This window comes from Burkholderia sp. MSh2 (assembly GCF_000731655.1).
Taxonomy (GTDB): Bacteria; Pseudomonadota; Gammaproteobacteria; order Burkholderiales; family Burkholderiaceae; genus Burkholderia; species Burkholderia paludis.
This window is the reverse complement of the sequence record NZ_JPGM01000044.1, coordinates 65,661-85,528: the sequence shown is the minus strand read 5'-3', so window position 1 is coordinate 85,528 and position 19,868 is coordinate 65,661. Positions and strand designations below refer to the sequence as shown.

Sequence of the window (19,868 nt, the reverse complement as noted above, 5' to 3'; positions counted from 1 at the left end):
CCGTCGTGCGATGGCTCTCGTGCTGCTACCGTTTCGATGTTCAATCATGATGACCGCGCGTTCTTCCGCGCTCAGATGCTTGTACTTCCTCATCGCAACACCTTACTCGATTCAAGGCGTTGCACTTGAAGCTAGAGACTATATAATCCTCGCGAAACAGACGGGACAAGGGTTCCGGCGAAACATAAAACATTTTGATTGACTTGACTTCGCGATTTTCCATTCAGTCGCGCATGCCGCGCGGCATGCGCGCCTCAATATCGAGATAAGGTGATTTTGCGACGCAATAAAACGTCGCGCGCATGCGCATCATCTCGTCAATCGGCCAGCCAGATCGCCGCCGCCATGCGGCCCGTCACGCGGTCGCGCCGGTACGAATAGAAGCGCGCCTGCCCGGCGACCGTGCAGGCCGTCCCGCCGCTCACGCGCACGACGCCCGCACGCGCGAGACGCAGGCGCGCGAGCGCGGGGAGATCCGCGAGAAACTTGCCCGGCGCGCCGTCGATCGCGACGAATGCAAGCCGGGTTTCATCATGCTCCGACTGCGGGGCCGTGTCGAGAAACGCGTCGCGCACGTCGGCGCCGACCTCGAACGCCTGCGGACCGATCGCCGGCCCGAGGTACGCGTGAAGCGCGTCCGGCGCGCCGCCCGCGAGCGCCGCGACACGCGCCGCGGCCTGCTCGACGATGCCGGCCGCGAGCCCGCGCCAGCCCGCATGCGCGGCGCCGACCGCCCGCCCCTGCGTGTCGCACAGCAGCACGGGCAGGCAATCCGCGACCATCACGACGCAGACGGCGCCCGCCCGGTCGGTGACGCTCGCATCGGCCTGCACCGGCGCCGCGGCGGCGGGCGCCGCCGCGATCACCTCGTCCGCGCGCACGATCCGCACGCCGTGCACCTGGTCGAGCCAGGCGGCGTTCGACTGGCCCGTCAGCGCGAGCAGGCGCGCGCGATTCTCGGCGACATGGGCGGGATCGTCACCGGTATGCAGGCCGAGATTCATCCCGCCCGGCTGCGCCCCGCCATCCTGCCAGCGCCCGTACGGGCCTTCGCTCACGCCGCCGTCGCGCGTCGTGATCAGCGCGCGCACGCGCGGCGACACCTGCCAGTCGGGCTGCACGCAGTCCTGCCACGCCAACGGCGTCAGGTTCGTCATCGGCACTCACTCCTCCTCATCGTCGTCCGGGTACGGCGCATCGTCGTGATACTCGCCGCCGAAATCGTCATCGTCGTAGACACCGTCGTCGTCGTCGAATTCCTCGTCGCCTTCTCCGAACCCGAGTGCCGCGATGAGCGCATTCATGTCGTCCGGCAGCGGGCAGCGCCATTGCATCGCCTTGCCCGTGACGGGGTGCACGAGACCGAGCCGCCATGCATGCAGCGCCTGCCGCGCGAAACCGTCCGGCAGCGGCGCGACCGAGCGCTTGCCGCGCGCGCGCCCGTACACGGGGTCGCCGAGCAGCGGATGCCCGGCGTGCGCGCAGTGCACCCGAATCTGGTGCGTGCGGCCGGTTTCGAGGTCGCACTGGATCGCCGAAACCGGCTGACGTTGCCACAGGCATGTGTCAACCGTACGGAAATGCGTGCGCGCGGGCTTGCCCGACGCGCCCGTGACGACGGCCATGCGCGTGCGTTCGCGCGGATCGCGGCCGATCGGCGCGTCGATCGTGCCCTCCTCGGGCATCGTGCCCCACACGAGCGCGAAATAACGGCGCTTCACCGTGCGGGCCTGCAACTGGCGCACGAGATCCGTCTGCGCGGCCAGCGTGCGCGCCACCACCATCAGGCCGGAGGTTTCCTTGTCGAGCCGGTGGACGATCCCCGCGCGCGGCAGGCCGGCCGCCGCGTCGCCGTAGCGATGCAGGAGCCCGTTGAGGATCGTGCCGCTCCAGTTGCCGGCGGCCGGATGCACCACGAGGCCGGCCGGCTTGTTGATGACGACCAGCGCGTCGTCCTCGTAGATCACGTCGAGCGGCACCGGCTCCGGCGTGAACGCGAGCTGCTCGGGGAGCAGATCGGGCACGAGCTCGATCTTCGCGCCGAGCGGCACCGGCTGGCGGATCTTCGCCGGCGCGCCGTCGACGAGCACGCGCTGCGCCTCGATCCAGCTTTGCAGGCGGCTGCGCGAGAATTCGGGGAACAGCTGGGCGAGCGCCTTGTCGAGGCGCTCGCCCGCGAGCGACAGCGGCACTTCGACGACGCGCGGCGCGTCATCGCCGGCCGCGGACGGCACGACGGGCGCCTGCATTGCGTCGCCGGTCAGATCATCATCGAGGGAATCCCCCGACGCAGCGTCGGCGGGCCGATCGCTTGGGCTATAATCTTCGCGATTTGGTGTGCCCGGCTGGGCATTCTGCGAACTTGAACGGGTCATTTAGACTGGGTCACCGAGACTTGAAGCTAGGACATGCGAGCATGATGAATTCGACCAAACGCACGGCCAGAACCGTCGCCGCCCGGGCTGCGGCGGTAGCGGCCGCGGCCCTCATCGCCGGCTGCCACGGCTTGCCGCAGAAGCAGGACGAGACGGCTACCTGGTCGAACAACAAATTATACTCAGAGGCCCAGGACGCACTGTCCGGCGGCGACTGGGGCAAGTGCGCGAAATACTTCGAATCGCTGCAAGGCCGCGATCCGTTCGGTCACTTCGCGCAACAGGCGCAGATCAACGTCGCGTACTGCAACTGGAAGGACAACGAAGCGGCCGCCGCCGACCAGGCCGTCGATCGCTTCATCCAGCTCCACCCGGATCATCCGGATATCCCGTACGCGTACTACCTGAAGGGGATGATCCACTTCAACGACGATCTCGGCCTGTTCGGGCGCTTCTCCGGCCAGGACATGAGCGAGCGCGATCCGCAGGCACTGCGCGAATCGTACGATGCGTTCAAGGTCGTCGTCGACCGCTTCCCGAAGAGCAAGTATGCGCCCGACGCCGCCGCACGGATGCGCTACATCGTCAACGCGCTCGCATCGCACGAAGTGCACGCGGCCGACTACTATTACCGGCGCGGCGCGTACGTCGCGGCCATCAACCGCGCGCAGCTGGCCATCAAGGATTACAAGGGCGCACCGGCGATCGAGGACGCGCTGCACATCATGATCCTGTCGTACGGGAAGCTGAACCAGCCGCAACTCGCCGAGGACACGAAGCGCGTGCTCGCGGGTACGTTCCCGGACAGCCCGTACGTCACGGGCCACTCGCGCCCCGGCACCAAGAAGTCGTGGTGGCAGTTCTGACGCAAGAACCGCGCGGCGCCCGCCGCACGAACGAAAAACCCGGCCATCGAGCCGGGTTTTTTGTTGGCGCCGCATTCGGGCGGCGCCGGTGCGATCGCGCGACGATTGCCGCGCGCCGTCACCCGCGCTTTGCCGATCGGTGCTCGTCGAAGAAATCCTGGACGACCGCGATTTCGCGGGTGCGCTTGAACGGCGGCAGGCTCTGCCAGATCCGGCGCCCATAGGGCTTGTCGACCAGCCGCGTGTCGCAGATCATCAGCACGCCGCGATCCGTCTCCGCGCGGATCAACCGGCCCGCGCCCTGCTTCAGCGTGATCACGGCCTGCGGCAACTGGTGCACGGCGAACGGGCTCAGCCCCTTCTTGGTCAGCGCATCGAGCCGCGCGGCCAGCACCGGATCGTCCGGCGGCGCGAACGGCAGCTTGTCGATCACGACGAGCGACAGCGCGTCACCGCGCACGTCGACGCCTTCCCAGAAACTCTGGCTGCCGACCAGGATCGCATTCCCGTATGCACGGAAGCGATCGAGCAGTTCGGTGCGGCTCGCATCGCCCTGCACGAGCAGCGGCGTGTTCCAGCCGCGCGACTCGATCACGTCGCGCAGCTTCGATGCGATCCGGTCGACCGCGCGCAGCGTCGTGCACAGCATGAACACGCCGCCGCCGGACGCCTCGATCGCCGGCAGCGCCGCCTCGAAGACGGCATCGGTAAACGCCGGCGAAGACGGTTGCGGCAGGTTGCGCGGCACGTACAGCAGCCCCTGCGACTGGTAGTCGAACGGGCTCGCGAGCGTCATCGAGCGACGCGAGCTGAGCCCCATCTGCGCGGCATAGTGCGTGAAATCGCCGCGCACCGACAACGTCGCCGACGTGAACACCCACGCACGCGGCACGCCCGCCCGCTGCTTGGCGAAGATCGGCGCGACCGACAGCGGCGTTTCGTGCAGCTGCACGGTATGCGCGAACACCTCGACCCAGCGCACCTTTTCATTCGGGTCGCCGTCGGTCGCGGCCTTGTCGCCGGCCGCCGCCGCATCGGCCTTGGCGGCCGCATCCGCCGCGCCGGGCGCGACCCAGCCGGCCAGCAGGTCCTGCAGCTCACGCGCGCGCCGCAGGCATGCGCCGAGCGATTCCGCCCGTTCGGCCTGGCTCGCGAGCGCCGATGCCAGCGCATCCAGCGCCACCTCGAGCGCATCGAGCGCGCCGAACATCGGGTGATCGTCGCCGAGCTGCGCGAGCGACATGCGGACGATCTGGTCGTTCGCGAACGCGAGGCGCAAGTCGCGCGCCGCGCGCTCGAGATCGCCGCCGAGCTTGACCCACTCGACCGCGTCGCGTGCTTGGCTCAGGCCTTCGGCCACCGTATCGCGCGCGAGTTCGAGAATCTGTGTCGTCGACAGCGTCTCGCCGAAGAACAGCGTCGCGGTTTCCGGCAACTGGTGCGCTTCGTCGAAGATGACCGTGTTCGCGTTCGGCAGCAGCTCGGCCATCCCGGTGTCGCGCAGCATGATGTCCGCGAAGAACAGGTGATGGTTGACGACGACGACGTCGGCCTGCTGCGCCTCGCGCCGCGCCTGCATCACGAAACAGTCCTTGTAGTGCGGGCATTCCTGGCCGAGACAGTTGTCGCGCGTCGACGTGACCATCGACCACACGGGCGCGGTTTCCGGCACGCTTGCGAGCTCGGCCTTGTCGCCGCTCTTCGTGATCTTCGCGAAGCGGACGATTTCCTGCAGATAGGCGGTGTCCTGCCGTGACGGCAGCCGGCCGTTGTCGGCCGTGCGTTGCAGATAGTAGTGGCACAGGTAGTTGGCGCGCCCCTTCAGCATCGCGACCGACACCGGCACCGCGAGCGCGTTGCGCACGGTCGGAATGTCGCGCTGGAACAACTGATCCTGCAGGTGCTTCGTGCCGGTCGACACGATCACCTTGCCGCCCCACAGCATCGCGGGCACGAGATACGCATAGGTCTTGCCGGTACCCGTGCCGGCCTCGACGATCAGCGTGTTGTCGCCCGCATCGCCGTCGGGCCCGGCCGCCGCGGCGTCCGCCGCCGGTTCGGCCGCCTTGTCGCCGTCGCCGAGGCGTCGCGCCGGCCGCTTGCGGGTTTCGAAGATCTCGGGTTCGGGCATCCGGCGGGCGGACGCCTCCATCGCGGACGCGACGGCACGCGCCATCTCGATCTGCGACGTACGCGGCCGATAGCCGTCGAGCGCACGCGCCAGCAATCCGCCTTCGCCGAAGATCGTGTCGAGTTCGTCGACGCGCTTGCGGCTCAGCTCGAAGGTGCCTTCGCGCGCACGAACGCGCCCGGCGGACGATTCGTCGCGCCGGGCATCGGGGGTGGCTTCAAGCGGTGAATTCAAGGCAAGCGTTCCTGTGTCCAGCGCCCGGGCGGCGCCGGCGCTTGCCAGGCCGCGCTCAGGCGCGCTTATCCGGTTCCAGCTGCGATTGCAGCAAAATGATTTTGTCCTTGGCCGCCAGCTTTTCCTTCTTCAGCCGGTGCAGCGTGATGTCGTCGATGTCGGAGTGTCCTTCCTTCAGCTCGATCTCCCGAGCGAGCTGCTGGTGCTGCTCCTGCAATGCAGCCAAACGGTTGTGCAATTCCTGCTGCTGTTCCGTGTGACGGTTTTGCATATTTGCCTCCTCATCGAAGCAGCGCGACGACTGGCGTGCCGACGCGCCCGGGACTGATCCCGATCAATCCAACACGTTACTGCCCCTGCTGTTGCTGCTGCTTGGCCTTCTCGGCCGCTTCCTGCTGACGCCGCTCGACATCGGCCTTGTGCTCCGCGGCCGCCTTCTGCTTCTGCTCGTAGCGCGTGGCGTTGTCCGCCCGCTCCTGCGCCTTCTGCGCCGCCTGCTGGTGCGCCTCGTCGAGCTTGTGCTGGAAATCGGCCTGCTTCTGGTCGTACGCCTGCTTGCTCGCTGCGCGCTGCGGCCCTTCCGCGCCGCGCTGCGCCTGCTTCAATGCATTCTGCTCCTGCTTGTCGCGGAACGCTGCCGCGTTTGCCGCCTCGTTCGCCGCGCGCTGCGGCGCATCCGCCGCATCCTGCGCCTGCTTCAGCGCCTGCTGCTGGTCGCGCTGCTGGGCGTGGATCGCCCGCTGCTCGTCGTTGAGCGCGAGCTGCTCCTGGCGGATGCTCGCCCGCTCGTCGCGCATCTGGTCGCGCGCCTTGTCGAGACAGTGATTGACGAAGAACTTGCTGTAGCAATCGTGCTCGGCCACCGCATAACGATAATCGTTTTCCGCGGAGCGTTGATTGAGCACTTTTTGACGGGCATCAAAATCCGGTGCAGCCGAGGCTGCCGCGGGCGCGGCTGAGACGGCGCCCGGCACGGCTGCGCCCGATGCCTGCGCGAACGCGTCGGACGGCCCGGTGGACAAAGCGGCGGCGAGCGCTGCGCCGAGCGCGACGAGAGAAAGGCGGGAAGTTGGCAACGTCGTAGGAAAGCTGCGGGACATGTGTCAAATTCTATCACCCCCGGCTGGACGCTCCGCCATTTATGGCAAAATGCCCCGCTTCACTCACCCGCGGCATCTGGCCCGTCGGGCCCGCCACGCAGCCCGCCGCTCCGGGCCTGCCGGCCCGCGCCGCGATTTCAGCAGGCAGATCATCCACGACATGACGGAAACCGTAGCACTCAAGATCGTACAGCGCATCGCCACCGAACTGTCCGTCCAGCCGCGCCAGGTCGCGGCGGCAGTGCAACTCCTCGACGAAGGCTCGACCGTTCCGTTCATTGCCCGGTACCGCAAGGAAGTGACCGGCAACCTGGACGACACGCAGTTGCGCCAGCTCGAGGAACGCCTCCTGTATCTGCGCGAACTCGAGGACCGCCGCGCGACGATCCTGTCGAGCATCGACGAACAGGGCAAGCTGACCGACGAACTGCGCGCCGCGATCGACGCGGCCGACAGCAAGCAGGTGCTCGAAGACCTTTATCTGCCGTACAAGCCGAAGCGCCGCACGCGGGCGCAGATCGCCCGCGAAGCCGGCCTCGAGCCGCTCGCGCAGGCGCTGCTCGCGAACCCGCTGCTCGATCCGCAGGCCGAGGCGGCCGCGTACGTCGACGCCGACAAGGGCGTCGCCGACGTGAAGGCCGCGCTCGACGGCGCACGCGACATCCTGTCCGAACAGTTCGGCGAGACGGCCGAGTTGCTCGGCAAGCTGCGCGACTACCTGCACGCTCAAGGCGTCGTGTCGTCGGCCGTCGTCGAAGGCAAGGAAAACGAGGAAGGCGAGAAATTCCGCGACTATTACGACTACGCGGAAACGATCAAGACCGTGCCGTCGCACCGCGCGCTCGCACTGTTCCGCGGCCGCAACGCGGGCGTGCTGACTATCAAGCTCGGCCTCGGCGAGGAACTGGACGCGCAGGTGCCGCATCCGGGCGAGGCGATGATCGCGCGCCATTTCGGCATCGCGAACCAGAACCGTCCGGCCGACAAGTGGCTGTCCGACGTCTGCCGCTGGTGCTGGCGCGTGAAGGTGCAGCCGCACATCGAGAACGAGTTGCTCACGCAATTGCGCGAAACGGCCGAAACGGAAGCGATCCGCGTGTTCGCGCGCAACCTGAACGACCTGCTGCTGGCGGCGCCGGCCGGCCCGAAGGCCGTGATCGGCCTCGATCCCGGCCTGCGCACGGGCGTGAAGGTCGCGGTTGTCGACCGCACCGGCAAGGTGCTCGCGACCGACACGATCTACCCGCACGAGCCGCGTCGCGACTGGGACGGCTCGATCGCGAAACTCGCGCGCATCGCCGCGCAGACGCAGGCCGAATTGATCAGTATCGGCAACGGCACCGCATCGCGCGAAACCGACAAGCTCGCGAGCGAACTGATCGCGAAGCATCCGGAGCTGCGCCTGCAGAAGATCGTCGTGTCGGAAGCCGGCGCATCGGTCTACTCGGCGTCCGAGCTCGCGGCGAAGGAATTCCCTGAACTCGACGTGTCGCTGCGCGGCGCCGTGTCGATCGCGCGCCGCCTGCAGGATCCGCTCGCCGAGCTCGTGAAGATCGAGCCGAAGGCGATCGGCGTCGGCCAGTACCAGCACGACGTGAACCAGCGCGAACTCGCCCGCTCGCTCGACGCCGTCGTCGAGGATTGCGTGAACGCGGTCGGCGTCGACGCGAACACCGCATCGGCCGCCTTGCTCGCGCGCGTGTCGGGCCTGAACGCGACGCTCGCACGCAACATCGTCGACTACCGCGACGCGAACGGCCCGTTCCCGTCGCGCGAACACCTGCGCAAGGTGCCGCGCCTCGGCGACAAGACCTTCGAACAGGCCGCCGGCTTCCTCCGCATCAACGGCGGCGAGAATCCGCTCGACCGCTCGTCGGTGCACCCGGAAGCCTATCCGGTCGTCGAGCGGATGCTCGCGAGGATCAGCAAGCGCATCGACGACGTGCTCGGCAACCGCGAAGCGCTGTCGGGCCTGTCGCCGACGGAATTTGTCGACGAACGTTTCGGCCTGCCGACCGTGCGCGACATCCTCGCCGAACTGGAGAAGCCGGGTCGCGATCCGCGCCCCGAATTCAAGACCGCGACGTTCCGCGAAGGCGTCGAGAAGGTATCGGACCTCGTGCCGGGCATGACCCTCGAAGGCGTCGTGACGAACGTGGCCGCGTTCGGTGCGTTCGTGGACATCGGCGTCCATCAGGATGGCCTCGTGCACGTGTCCGCGATGTCGACGAAATTCATCAAGGATCCGCACGAAGTCGTGAAGGCCGGCCAGGTCGTCAAGGTGAAGGTGCTCGACGTCGACGTGAAGCGCCAGCGCATTGCGCTGACGATGCGCCTCGACGACGAGGCCGCGGCGCCCGGCCTCTCGTCGCGCGGCGGCCAGGATCGCGGCAACGCGGGGCGCGGCGCCGCGCGCCCGCAGCGCACGCGCGAGCCGGAGCCGGCCGGCGCGATGGCCGCGGCATTCGCGAAGCTGAAGCGCTGAGCACGCGAAAGCCGCCGACAGACAGGAAAGCCCGCCGAAAGGCGGGCTTTTTCGTTGCGGCGACGCCTCCGCCCGGCGCCGGCCGCATGCTCGACGCCGGGTTGGCGGTGCCGCGGGTCAATCGCCGTCACTCCGATTGACTAAGCGAATAATCGCGATTTCGTCATTCCTTTTCTTGACGCGTTAAAACCGGCACATAAAATAAATTTTCGGGCGACCTTCCAAGCGTTTCGAATACGGACAGCAATCCTGCACATCATTGCAGTTCCGTAAAGGACCGCCCGGGTTGCCTGCGCGCCATCGAACCGCACAGGCATCCAGTCTTTCCGTTTCCTTATTTGCGATTTACTGCCGACCGCCGTCGTCCTGAAACCGGCCCACCCGCATTTCGAGCGCCGATAACGAAAGATCAATCGGGGAATCATGAAAACGGACGCCCTGAAAATCGAACTCGCCGCATTGCGTATCCCTGTTTTCGACGTGCCGTGGGCCGGTGCCTGTTCGCCGCACGCGCAACGGATCGAGACGCGCATGCTCGAATGGGCCGACGACCACGGCCTGCTCGTCAACGACATGTACCGCAAGCGCGTGATGCGGACACGCTACGGCTGGCTCGCCGCACGCTGCTACCCGAACGCCGACCCCGCGCTGCTGCAGGTGATCGCCGACTATTTCGTCTGGTATTTCCTCACCGACGACCTGTTCATCGACCGCGTCGAGACACTCGGCCCCGGCACGCTCACCCACCTCGTCGCGATCGTCGACGTACTCGACTACGACCAGACGGCGCGGCAACCGGTCTATGGCGAGCGCGCATGGCTCGACGTCTGCCGGCGCCTGCGGGCCCGGCTGTCGGCCGAGCACTTCGCGCGCTTCGCCCAGGGCATGCGCCTGTGGGCGACCACGGCCGGACTGCAGATTCTCAATCACATTCACGCGGAATCGGTCGGCATACCGCAGTACGAAACGATCCGGCGCCACACGAGCGGCATGAATCCGTGCCTCGCACTCGCGGACACCGCGAATTGCGGCGCGGTGCCGCCCGATACGTTTCATCGCCCGGACGTGCAGGAGCTGTGCCGGCATGCAAACCATATCGTCTGCTGGAGCAACGACATCCAGAGCCTCGGTATCGAGGCGCGCCAGCCGGGGCAATTCCGCAACATGGTGCTGATCCGCAGGCTGGAGGGCCATACGCTGCAGGAGGGCGTCGACTATACGGCCGCTCGCGTACGCGACGAGATCGGCGAATTCGTGCGCTGCGCGGATGCGCTGTCGCAACACGCCGACACGCGCGTACGCGGCCTCGTCGACGGCTGCCGGTACTGGATACGCGGTTATCTGGATTGGGTCGCGCGGGATACGCAGCGCTATGCGGCCGCGTACGCTGACGACGCGGACGATCGAGGACTGATCGCGCCGTCGGGGAGCGTGGCGCGCGACTGAGTCGCCCGCGCGCCACGCCCGGGATCAGATCTCGATCTTCGTGCCGAGTTCGACGACCCGGTTCGCCGGAATCGAGAAGAAATCGGTCGGCTTCGCAGCGTTCTGGTGCATCCATGCGAACACGCGCTCGCGCCAGATCGACATGCCGGGCAGGTGCGTCGGCACGACCGTTTCGCGCGCGAGGAAGAACGACGTATCCATCAGTTCGAACGTCATGTCGTGCGAGCGGCCGAATTCCTCAAGCACGGCCTTCACGTCCGGCGTCTCGTTGAAGCCGTATTCGGCCTTGACGATGTAAAGCCCGCCGCCCGCATCGCGCGAGGTCTGGCGCTTGTCGTCGCGCACATAGGGAATGTCGCGCGTGACGAACGTCAGGAAAATGGTCCGCTCGTGCAGCACCTTGTTGTGCTTCAGGTTGTGCAGCAGGCTCACCGGTACGAGCTTGTCGTTGCCGGTCAGATAGATCGCGGTGCCCGACACGCGATGTGGCGGATGCGCGAGCAGGCCCTGCAGGAACGGCTCGAGCGGAATCCCGTCGGCCGCCGTGCGTTCCTTGACGATGTGACGCCCCTTGTACCAGGTCATCAGCAGGAAGAACAGCAGCGCACCGATGCCGAGCGGCAGCCAGCCGCCCTGCGCGACCTTCAGCAGGTTCGCCCCGAAGAAGCCGAGATCGACCGCGAGGAACACGGCGATGATCGCGCCCACCAGCAGGCGGTTCCAGTTCCACACCTTCACCATCACGACCGCCGCCAGCACGGTCGTGATCACCATCGTCGCCGTCACCGCGATGCCGTACGCGGCCGCGAGGTTGTCCGAGCTCTTGAAGCCGACCACGATGCAGAGGATCACGAACAGCAGCAGCCAGTTCACGACCGGCACGTAGATCTGGCCGATCGCGAGCTCCGACGTATGCAGCACCTTCATGCGCGGCACATACCCGAGCTGGATGGCCTGCGACGTCAGCGAATACGCGCCCGAGATCACCGCCTGCGACGCGATCACGGTCGCGACCGTCGACAGCACGACGAGCGGCAGCAGCCCCCAGTCCGGCGCGAGCAGGAAGAACGGGTTCTCGATCGCCTTCGGATTCTGGATCAGCAGCGCGCCCTGGCCGAAGTAGTTCAGCACCAGCGACGGCATCACGAGCCCGTATGCGGCGAGCCGGATCGGCTTCGCGCCGAAGTGGCCCATGTCCGCATAGAGCGCTTCCGCGCCCGTCAGCACCAGCACGACCGAGCCGAGCACGACGTAGGCCTGCAGCACGTGCTCCGACATGAACGACGCGGCGTAATACGGGTTGATCGCGGCGATGATGCCCGGCACGCGCGCGATGTGGTACACGCCGAGCGCGGCGATCACGATGAACCACAGCACCATGATCGGGCCGAACAGCTTGCCGACCAGCGCGGTGCCGTGCCGCTGGATCCAGAACAGCGCGATCAGGATCACGATCGTGATCGGCATCACGAGGTGGGACAGGTGAGGCGTCGCGATCTCGAGGCCTTCGACGGCCGACATCACCGAGATCGCCGGCGTGATCACCGCGTCCCCGTAGAACATGCAGGCGCCGAAGATCCCGAGCGCCATCAGCGCCCCCGCGACGCGGCTCTTCGAGTCGAGCGGCCGCAACGACAGCGCCATCAGCGCGAGCACGCCGCCTTCGCCGTTGTTGTCCGCCCGCATCACGAACAGCAGGTACTTGATGCCGACCACCAGGATGATCGCCCAGAACAACAGCGAGATCACGCCGAGAATCGAACCTTCGGTGAGCGGAATGCCGTGTGAGGGGCTGAACGCCTCCTTCAGCGAATAGAGCGGGCTGGTGCCGATGTCGCCGAACACGACGCCGATGGCTGCTATCGCTAGCGCCCGCATCGAGTGCTGTTGCGTCGAATGCGGCGCGTGTGCGGCGTCGGTCGCTTGGATCGTGTCGTTCATAGAAGCGTAATAATCGGGTCCGGGTCGGACAAAACGAGCGCTATTCTACTCGCGCCCCCGTGAAACACCGTCCTGCGCTGTTGCCGTGGAACCACGCGATCCACGCTGCGCATGCAATCGGGCGCGAGCTGTGGCAGGGCTGCCATCATAGCCGGGGCGCCGCCGTCTGCCTATCGGATCCACGGCACTCCAAATGAAAAACGGCGCCGCAAGCGGCGCCGTTCCGGGCATGTCTTCGATCCGGCCGGACGCTTAAGCGCCCGAACCGTCGCGCTGCGCGCGACCGCGCTTGATCCATGCCTCCAGATTGTGCGGACGCACCGTGTCCCACTCCTCGAACGGCTGATGAATCCACGGATTCGTCGGCAGATACTGGGTGTGATAGTCGGGCTTGACCTTCGAGCACCCCTTGTACCAGAGCACCGCCGAACGCACGGCCGTCACGGCCGGATAGCGCTCCTTCAGATGCTCCTGCACACGCGCGAGCGTGACGCCCGAATCGACGAGATCGTCGACCAGCAGCACGTTGCCGCCCAGGTTGCCGCGCGTCATCGTGATGTACTGCGCGATGTCGAGATCGCCCTGCTCCGTGCCGGCCGCTTCGCGGTACGAACTCGTCGCGAGGATCGCCAGCGGCACGTCGTAGATACGCGACAGTTGATCGCCGACACGCAAGCCGCCGCGCGCGAGGCACAGGATCTGGTCGAACTTCCAGCCCGATGCATGCACCTGGAGCGCGAGCAGTTCGATCAGACGGTGATACTCGTCCCAGCCTACCCACAGATTCTTGTCGTCGTTGCGCGGATCGGTCATCAAGTCTGCCGCCGTCATCGTGATTTGCTGCGTCATCTGGGGTTACACCTTGAACGGATGGCGGAGCAGGATCGTCTCGTCGCGGTCCGGGCCCGTCGACACCATGTCGACCGGCACGCCAGCCACTTCCTGAACGCGGGTCAGGTAAGCCTGCGCGTTCGCGGGCAGTGCTTCCCACGTCTTGATGCCGACCGTGCTTTCCTTCCAGCCGACGAACGTTTCGTATACCGGCTCGCAACGGGCCACGTCGGCCGCACCGCGCGGCAGGATGTCCGCATCCTTGCCGTCGATCTTGTAGCCGACGCACAGCTTGACTTCATCGAGGCCGTCGAGCACGTCGAGCTTCGTCATGCACAGGCCCGACACGCCGTTGATCTGGATCGAGCGGCGCAGCGCGGCCGCGTCGAGCCAGCCGGTGCGGCGCGGACGGCCGGTGACCGAGCCGAATTCCTTGCCGACGTTGGCGAGCGTGACGCCGACCTGGTCCTGACGTTGCGGATTGTCCGCATCGTACAGTTCGCTCGGGAACGGGCCCGAGCCGACGCGCGTGCAATACGCCTTCGTGATCCCGAGGATGTAGTTGAGCTTCTGCGGACCGACGCCCGCGCCGGCCGACGCCGCGCCAGCAACGCAGTTGCTCGACGTGACGAACGGATAGGTGCCGTGATCGATGTCGAGCAGCGTGCCCTGCGCGCCTTCGAACAGCAGGTTCTGGCCCGCATTGTTCGCGTCGTACAGGCGGCGCGACACGTCGGCCACCATCGGCTTCAGGCGGTCGGCATAGCCGAGCATCGTGTCGAGCGTGGCCTGGAAATCGACGGCCGTGCCGCCCAGGTACTGGGTCAGCACGAAGTTGTGGAAATCGAGGTTTTCGCGCAGGCGGTCGGCGAAGGTCTTCGCGTCGAACAGGTCCTGCACGCGCAGCGCGCGGCGGCCAACCTTGTCTTCGTACGCGGGGCCGATGCCGCGGCCCGTCGTGCCGATCTTGCCCGCGCCCTTGCGCGCTTCGCGCGCCTGGTCGATCGCGATGTGATACGGCAGGATCAGCGTCGTCGCTTCGGAAATGAACAGGCGGTCGCGTACGTTCACGCCGGCCTCTTCCAGCTCGCCGATTTCCTTGAACAGTGCTTCGGGGGACAGGACGACGCCGTTGCCGATGTAGCAGGCGACGCCTTCACGCATGATGCCCGACGGAATGAGGCGCAAGATCGTTTTCTTGCCGCCGATGATGAGGGTGTGGCCGGCGTTGTGACCGCCCTGGAAACGCACGACGCCCTGAGCGTGGTCCGTCAGCCAGTCGACGATCTTGCCCTTGCCTTCATCACCCCATTGCGTTCCCACGACGACGACGTTGCGCCCGGGAGTCACGTTCACTGCGCTGGCAGACATGTTGATTCGTTAGCTGGTTAAAAACGTATTCTACCTATGTTCGCGGGCGATTCCGAATTTTTCCGTTTCGCTTCAACGATATGCACGCCGAAGCACACGCCGCGAACGCCTGTTTATCGGGGTTCGACCACCCATGTGCCCTGACGCTCGACGAGCGAACGGTCGCATGCGAATTCGTCGAGCACGTGGTCATGGCCGGGCAGCGCCTGAATCACGACTTCGCCCGCATCGCGCAGCGCCGCAACGGCCGCGCTCAGCGCGTCGTCCTGCGCCCACGGCGCGAGAATCGCCGTGCCGCGCGCCTCGACCGGCGAAATCCGCGCGAGTTCGCGCAGGTCGAGCGAGAAGCCCGTGGCCGGACGGGCCCGGCCGTAGGCCTGACCGACGTGGTCGTAACGGCCGCCGCGCGCGATCGCGTTCGGCACGCCGTCGATGTAGGCGCTGAACATCGCGCCGCTGTGATACGCGTAGCCGCGCAAATCGCCGAGATCGATCGCGACCTCGACACCCTTCGCCTGCGCGGCGAGTTGCGCCAGATCGTCGAGCGCCCGCGTGATTTCGGGCAGCACCGGCAACCGCGCACGCGCCTCGGCAAGCACGCTCGCGTCGCCGTAGAGATGCGGCAGCGCGCGCAGCGCGGCGCGCGTGTCGGCGCCGAGATCGTCGGTGAGTTCGTTCAGCAGCGGCACGTCCTTGCCTGACAGCGCGTCGTACAGCGACTCGCCGCGCTCGGCGGCCTGTGCGTCGCGCCCCAGCAGCGCCGCCAGCACGCCCGCATGCCCGAGGTCGAGACGGACGTTCGACAGGCCCGCGAGATGCAGCGCATCGAGCATCAGCTGCTGGATCTCGAGATCGGCTTCCAGCCCGGCATGCCCGTAGATTTCGGCGCCGATCTGGATCTGCTCGCGCGTCGCGTGCAGCCCGCGCGGGCGCGTATGCATCACGTGGCCCGCGTAGCAGAGCCGCGTCACGCCCTGGCGGTTCAACAGGTGCGCGTCGATTCGCGCGACCTGCGGCGTGATGTCCGCGCGCAGGCCCAGCGTACGCCCCGACAACTGGTCGACCAGCTTGAAGGTGCGCAGGCGCAGATCGGCGCCGCCGCTAGTCAGCAGCGACTCGAGATACTCGAGCAGCGGCGGCATCACCATTTCGTAGCCGTACGAACGGAAGCGGTCGAGCAGCCTGCGGCGCAGCTCCTCGATCTTGCGCGCTTCCGACGGCAGTACGTCGGCGATATTCTCGGGAAGTAACCAGGTCGACATCGGTACGGTCCTACGACGGGAAACGGCGCGCGACACGCGCGCCGCGATGTGAATCGGAAATTCTGGATCGGGCGGACAAACGGCGGGTGCGCCGTCTGGATCGAGCCCCAGGTCAGGTGGCGAGCAGCAGCAGCACGAGCCCGAGCACCATCACGATCAGCCCGCCGATCCGGATATGATGCGGCGGCCGCTCGGCTATTCTACGAAACGTGTCGCGCCAGGCGACGGGAAACACGAAGGGGAATGCACCCTCGATGATCAGCATCAGCGCTACTGCGAGCAACAACGAGCCAGCCAGGTCCATGCGAGCGACGGCGCCGCTCGACGCGGCGCCCCAAGGTCAATGTTTGCGGGGAGCAGGCGCCGCCGGTGCGGCACCGCCCGTCGGGCTGCGCATGAAGCGGAAGAACTCGCTGTCGGGGTCGACGACGATGATGTCGTTGCGCTTGAACGTGTTCCGGTAGGCCTGCAGGCTCGCGTAGAACTGATAGAACTGCGGATCGCGGCCGAACGCATCGGCGGCGATCGTCGCGGCCTTGGCGTCGCCCTCGCCCTTGATCGTCTGCGCGGACTTGTACGCGTTCGCGAGCACGGCCTGCTGTTCGCGCTCGGCGTCGGCCTTGATCTGCTCGACGTCGGCATCGCCTTGCGCACGCTCCTGCGCCGCCTGATCGCGCAGCGCGCCGATCATCCGCTGGTAGACGGCGTCCGTCTGCGCGGCCGGCAGATCGACCCGCGTCAGCTGGACGTCGACCACGTCGACGCCGAAACCGGACGCCTTCGCCTTCACGTCGTCGCGGGCCGCATCGGCGATCGCACGCTGGCCGCCGAGAGCGTCGTCGAGCGCGCGCGCGCCGAACGCATCGCCGAGCGCACTCTTCAGCGCGCCAGCCAGGCGATCGGTGGCAGCCGCCGGATCGCCGCCCGTCGCCGTGAAATACTTCACCGGATCGCTGATCCGGTACTTCACCGCGTAGGCAACGAGCAGGTCGTGCTTGTCCTGCGTGGCCAGTTGCAGCGGATCGGACGACTCGAGCGATTGCAGGCGCGTGTCGATCAGCGTGGCCGTCTGCAGCGGCGGCGGCAGTTTGAAATGAATGCCGGGGCCTGCCAGCTCGGGCTGCGCGCCGTCGCGCCCCGACAGCACGGCCGTATGGCGCGGATCGACGGTGATGATCGTCGAGGACGCCGCGAAAGCGACGATCACGATTGCGACGACGAGCGCAATGATTCGGTTCATGTTCTGCGCTCCCCGTTACTTCAGATCGTCTTCACGCGACCGGCTGCGAAACCCGTCGCGCGATCGCAGCATGTCATTGCCCGATGCCGCCGCGGCCGACGCCGCACTCGCGGGAGCGGCTGCGGCCGGCGCGACGGCCGCCGGTGCCGACGCCGCATCGGGCGCGGACGCGCCGGGAGACGCCGCGGCACTTTGTCGCCCCTGCTCGACGAGCTTGTCGAGCGGCAGATACACGACGCTGTTACCGCCCTTGTTGCCGACGAACACCTTCGTCGCGTTCGAATAGATTTCCTGCATCGTCTCGAGGTACATCCGCTCGCGGATCACCGCCGGCGCCTTCGAGTACTGCGCGTAGACCTGCTTGAAGCGGTCGGCATCGCCCTCGGCTTCCGTGACCACGCGATCGGCATAGGCCTTCGCTTCGTCGACGAGCTTCGCGGCATCGCCCTGCGCCTTCGGCAGCAGGTCGTTCGCGTACGCCTGCGCGGCGCGCTTCGCGGCCTCGCGCTCGTCGCGCGCCTTCGCAACCTCGCCGTAGGCGGCCTGGGTCTGCTCGGGCGCCGCCACGCTCTGCATCGTGACGGCCGTCACCTCGAGCCCCGACTGGTAGCGATCCAGATCGCGCTGGATCGCGGCGGAAAGCTGCCCGCGCAGTGCGTCGCGGTCCTGGTTCAGCACGTCGGCCGCGCTGCGCGTACCGACGATCGCACGCACCGCCGCCTGGGCGGCCTGCGAGACGCTGCGCTCGGGATCGACGCTACGGAACAGGTAGTCGGTCGCGGACCGGATCCGGTACTGGACGATGAAGCGCACATCCACGATATCCGCATCGCGCGTCAGCATCGCCGCTTCCTTCACGTTCGCGAGGCGCACGACATTGTTGCGGCCGATCTCGATCGAGCGGACCTGCGACGTGTCGACGATCTCGTGCGACGCGAACGGATACGGCGCGCGCCAGTGGACACCCTGGCCGACCGTGCCCGACAGCTTGCCGAGCTGCAGCACGACGCCGGTCTGGCCGTCCTGCACGACGAACAGCCCGCTGCCCGCGTAGACCGCGACCAGCACGCCGATCACGATGCCGACGCCGACCCGCGCCGCGCGCCCGTTGTCGGGACGGAAGCCGTTGCCGCCCTTGCCGCCGAAAAGGCCATTCAGGCGCCGGTTGAAATTGCGCCACATCTCGTCGAGATCGGGCGGACCATCGCCGTCGCCGCCTTGCGGACGTTTCGATTCGTTCGCACGGGGACGGGATCCGTCTTTGCCATTGCCTTCGCCGCGTCCCCAACGGGGATCATTGATCGACAGCAAGGCGCGCATCCGCCGCCAGGTACTCCGCTCGTTGTATTCGTTCACCAGAGTTTGTTCACCAGATTAGACGCCGGCGAACCGGCCGGGACCGGTTAGCGCCCGTGTTCGGAAATCGTGTGGTCTTCGTGTGGTTCAGCGGGTACGCCGTCGAGCGCGCCGTCGTCGGACGACGTCGCACCGGAAAGGTGTTCCGCGGAGGCGATTTCGGCGATGGCGGCACGCAACGCGTCAAGACCCTGACCGGTGCGCGCGCTCAAAAAGACGCGCGAAATATTACCATACTCGTCCCGCTCGACCGCGTCGCCGCGGGCCGCCAGTTCGGGCACGGCGTCGATCTTGTTGAATACCAGCACCTGCCGGATGGTGTCCGCGCCGATCTCGTGCAACACGCCGTTGACCTGCTCGATCTGCTCGAGCCTGACCGCGCTCGACGCATCGACCACGTGCAGCAGCAGATCCGCGTGGATCGTTTCCTCGAGGGTCGCGCGAAACGCGGCGACGAGCTGGTGAGGCAACTCGCGGATGAACCCCACGGTATCCGACACGACGATCTGGCCGACCTCGTCGCCGAGGTACACGCGCCGCGACGTCGTATCGAGCGTTGCGAACAGCTGGTCGGCCGCGTAGGCCTGCGCTTTCGTCAGCGCATTGAACAGCGTCGACTTGCCCGCGTTCGTATAGCCGACGAGCGACACCGACATCGTGCCGCTGCGCGCGCGCTGCCGGCGCTGCGTGCTGTGTTGCCGGCGCAGCCGGTCGAGCCGCGACTTCAGCATCTTGATGCGCTCGCCGATCAGCCGGCGGTCGGTTTCGAGCTGGGTTTCGCCGGGGCCGCGCAGGCCGATACCGCCCTTTTGCCGTTCGAGGTGGGTCCACGCGCGAATGAGCCGCGTCGACAGGTATTGCAGCTGCGCGAGCTCGACCTGCAGCTTGCCTTCGTGGCTGCGGGCGCGCTGCGCGAAGATGTCGAGGATGAGGCTCGTACGATCGATCACGCGCCTGTTAAGTGCCTGCTCCAGATTGCGTTGCTGGGCCGGCGCCAGTGCGTGGTTGAAAATGACGATTTCGACGTTGTGCGCGTCGCAGGCAAGCCGTAGTTCCTCGGCTTTGCCACTGCCGATGAACATCTTGGCATCGGGACTGGAGCGACGACCCGTGAGGGTGACGGCGGGACGGGCCCCCGCGCTGGAGGCGAGAAGACTGAGTTCTTCAAGACTGGCTTCGAAATCGGTCTTGCCGAAATCGATGCCGACGAGCGCTGCGTTGATCAAATTA

The 19,868-nt window shown here is 66.9% G+C and carries 17 protein-coding genes; 3 read left to right on the top strand and 14 right to left on the bottom strand.

Going from position 1 to position 19,868, the window contains the following annotated elements; genetic code table 11:
• The 3 genes from GQ57_RS44165 to GQ57_RS26305 all read right to left on the bottom strand — a co-directional run.
• Window positions 1-93, bottom strand: a 93-nt coding sequence (locus GQ57_RS44165; protein ID WP_152603355.1) for a helix-turn-helix domain-containing protein, incomplete at its 3' end; no start/stop codon positions are given.
• 224 nt (window positions 94-317) lie between these two features.
• Window positions 318-1,157 carry a peptidoglycan editing factor PgeF gene (pgeF, locus tag GQ57_RS26310; RefSeq protein ID WP_034199442.1) on the bottom strand — a complete coding sequence of 280 codons (840 nt, stop codon included), beginning with the start codon at window positions 1,155-1,157 and terminating at the stop codon, window positions 318-320.
• Window positions 1,158-1,163: 6 nt separating this feature from the next.
• A complete protein-coding gene (locus GQ57_RS26305) occupies window positions 1,164-2,375 on the bottom strand; it encodes an RluA family pseudouridine synthase (RefSeq protein ID WP_034199430.1) in 1,212 nt (403 codons plus the stop codon).
• Window positions 2,376-2,416: 41 nt separating this feature from the next.
• Here GQ57_RS26305 and GQ57_RS26300 point away from each other — a divergent pair, with 41 nt between their 5' ends.
• A complete protein-coding gene (locus tag GQ57_RS26300) occupies window positions 2,417-3,241 on the top strand; it encodes an outer membrane protein assembly factor BamD (protein WP_031402950.1) in 825 nt (274 codons plus the stop codon).
• 118 nt (window positions 3,242-3,359) lie between these two features.
• On the opposite strand, the gene GQ57_RS26295 is transcribed toward GQ57_RS26300, so the two are convergent.
• The 3 genes from GQ57_RS26295 to GQ57_RS26285 all read right to left on the bottom strand — a co-directional run bounded on the left by GQ57_RS26295 (window position 3,360) and on the right by GQ57_RS26285 (window position 6,706).
• Window positions 3,360-5,606, bottom strand: coding sequence for an ATP-dependent DNA helicase (locus GQ57_RS26295; RefSeq protein ID WP_034199431.1), 2,247 nt, complete (start codon window positions 5,604-5,606; stop codon window positions 3,360-3,362).
• Window positions 5,607-5,661: 55 nt separating this feature from the next.
• Window positions 5,662-5,877 (bottom strand): YdcH family protein, encoded by a 216-nt coding sequence (locus GQ57_RS26290; RefSeq protein ID WP_006478692.1) that lies wholly within the window; start codon window positions 5,875-5,877, stop codon window positions 5,662-5,664.
• Window positions 5,878-5,953: 76 nt separating this feature from the next.
• Window positions 5,954-6,706 (bottom strand): hypothetical protein, encoded by a 753-nt coding sequence (locus GQ57_RS26285; RefSeq protein ID WP_034199432.1) that lies wholly within the window; start codon window positions 6,704-6,706, stop codon window positions 5,954-5,956.
• A 160-nt stretch (window positions 6,707-6,866) separates the two neighbouring features.
• Between GQ57_RS26285 and GQ57_RS26280 the strand changes: the two genes are divergently transcribed.
• Window positions 6,867-9,191: a Tex family protein gene (locus GQ57_RS26280; protein ID WP_034199433.1), complete on the top strand. Its 2,325-nt coding sequence runs from the start codon at window positions 6,867-6,869 to the stop codon at window positions 9,189-9,191.
• Window positions 9,192-9,614: 423 nt separating this feature from the next.
• Entirely contained in the window at window positions 9,615-10,637 is a 1,023-nt protein-coding gene (locus GQ57_RS26275) for a terpene synthase family protein (protein ID WP_034199434.1), read from the top strand.
• Window positions 10,638-10,661: 24 nt separating this feature from the next.
• Here GQ57_RS26275 and GQ57_RS26270 read toward each other — a convergent pair whose 3' ends face one another.
• The 8 genes from GQ57_RS26270 to hflX all read right to left on the bottom strand — a co-directional run bounded on the left by GQ57_RS26270 (window position 10,662) and on the right by hflX (window position 19,864).
• On the bottom strand, window positions 10,662-12,578 hold the full coding sequence (locus tag GQ57_RS26270; RefSeq protein ID WP_031402955.1) for a potassium transporter Kup: 1,917 nt from the start codon (window positions 12,576-12,578) through the stop codon (window positions 10,662-10,664).
• A 252-nt stretch (window positions 12,579-12,830) separates the two neighbouring features.
• Window positions 12,831-13,427 carry a phosphoribosyltransferase gene (locus GQ57_RS26265; RefSeq protein WP_031402956.1) on the bottom strand — a complete coding sequence of 199 codons (597 nt, stop codon included), beginning with the start codon at window positions 13,425-13,427 and terminating at the stop codon, window positions 12,831-12,833.
• Window positions 13,428-13,433: 6 nt separating this feature from the next.
• Complete coding sequence (locus GQ57_RS26260; RefSeq protein WP_031402957.1) at window positions 13,434-14,780, bottom strand: adenylosuccinate synthase; 1,347 nt, start codon at window positions 14,778-14,780, stop codon at window positions 13,434-13,436.
• 113 nt (window positions 14,781-14,893) lie between these two features.
• Window positions 14,894-16,042 (bottom strand): ATP phosphoribosyltransferase regulatory subunit, encoded by a 1,149-nt coding sequence (locus GQ57_RS26255; RefSeq protein ID WP_031402958.1) that lies wholly within the window; start codon window positions 16,040-16,042, stop codon window positions 14,894-14,896.
• A gap of 112 nt (window positions 16,043-16,154) precedes the next feature.
• Window positions 16,155-16,346, bottom strand: coding sequence for a DUF2065 domain-containing protein (locus GQ57_RS26250; protein WP_006478685.1), 192 nt, complete (start codon window positions 16,344-16,346; stop codon window positions 16,155-16,157).
• A gap of 36 nt (window positions 16,347-16,382) precedes the next feature.
• Window positions 16,383-17,282: a protease modulator HflC gene (gene hflC / locus GQ57_RS26245; RefSeq protein ID WP_031402959.1), complete on the bottom strand. Its 900-nt coding sequence runs from the start codon at window positions 17,280-17,282 to the stop codon at window positions 16,383-16,385.
• A gap of 15 nt (window positions 17,283-17,297) precedes the next feature.
• The gene (hflK, locus tag GQ57_RS26240) at window positions 17,298-18,638 is read right to left on the bottom strand and encodes an FtsH protease activity modulator HflK (RefSeq protein ID WP_031402960.1); all 1,341 of its coding nucleotides are present in this window, start codon (window positions 18,636-18,638) and stop codon (window positions 17,298-17,300) included.
• 47 nt (window positions 18,639-18,685) lie between these two features.
• Window positions 18,686-19,864 carry a GTPase HflX gene (gene hflX / locus GQ57_RS26235; protein ID WP_031402961.1) on the bottom strand — a complete coding sequence of 393 codons (1,179 nt, stop codon included), beginning with the start codon at window positions 19,862-19,864 and terminating at the stop codon, window positions 18,686-18,688.
• Window positions 19,865-19,868 lie beyond the last annotated feature (4 nt).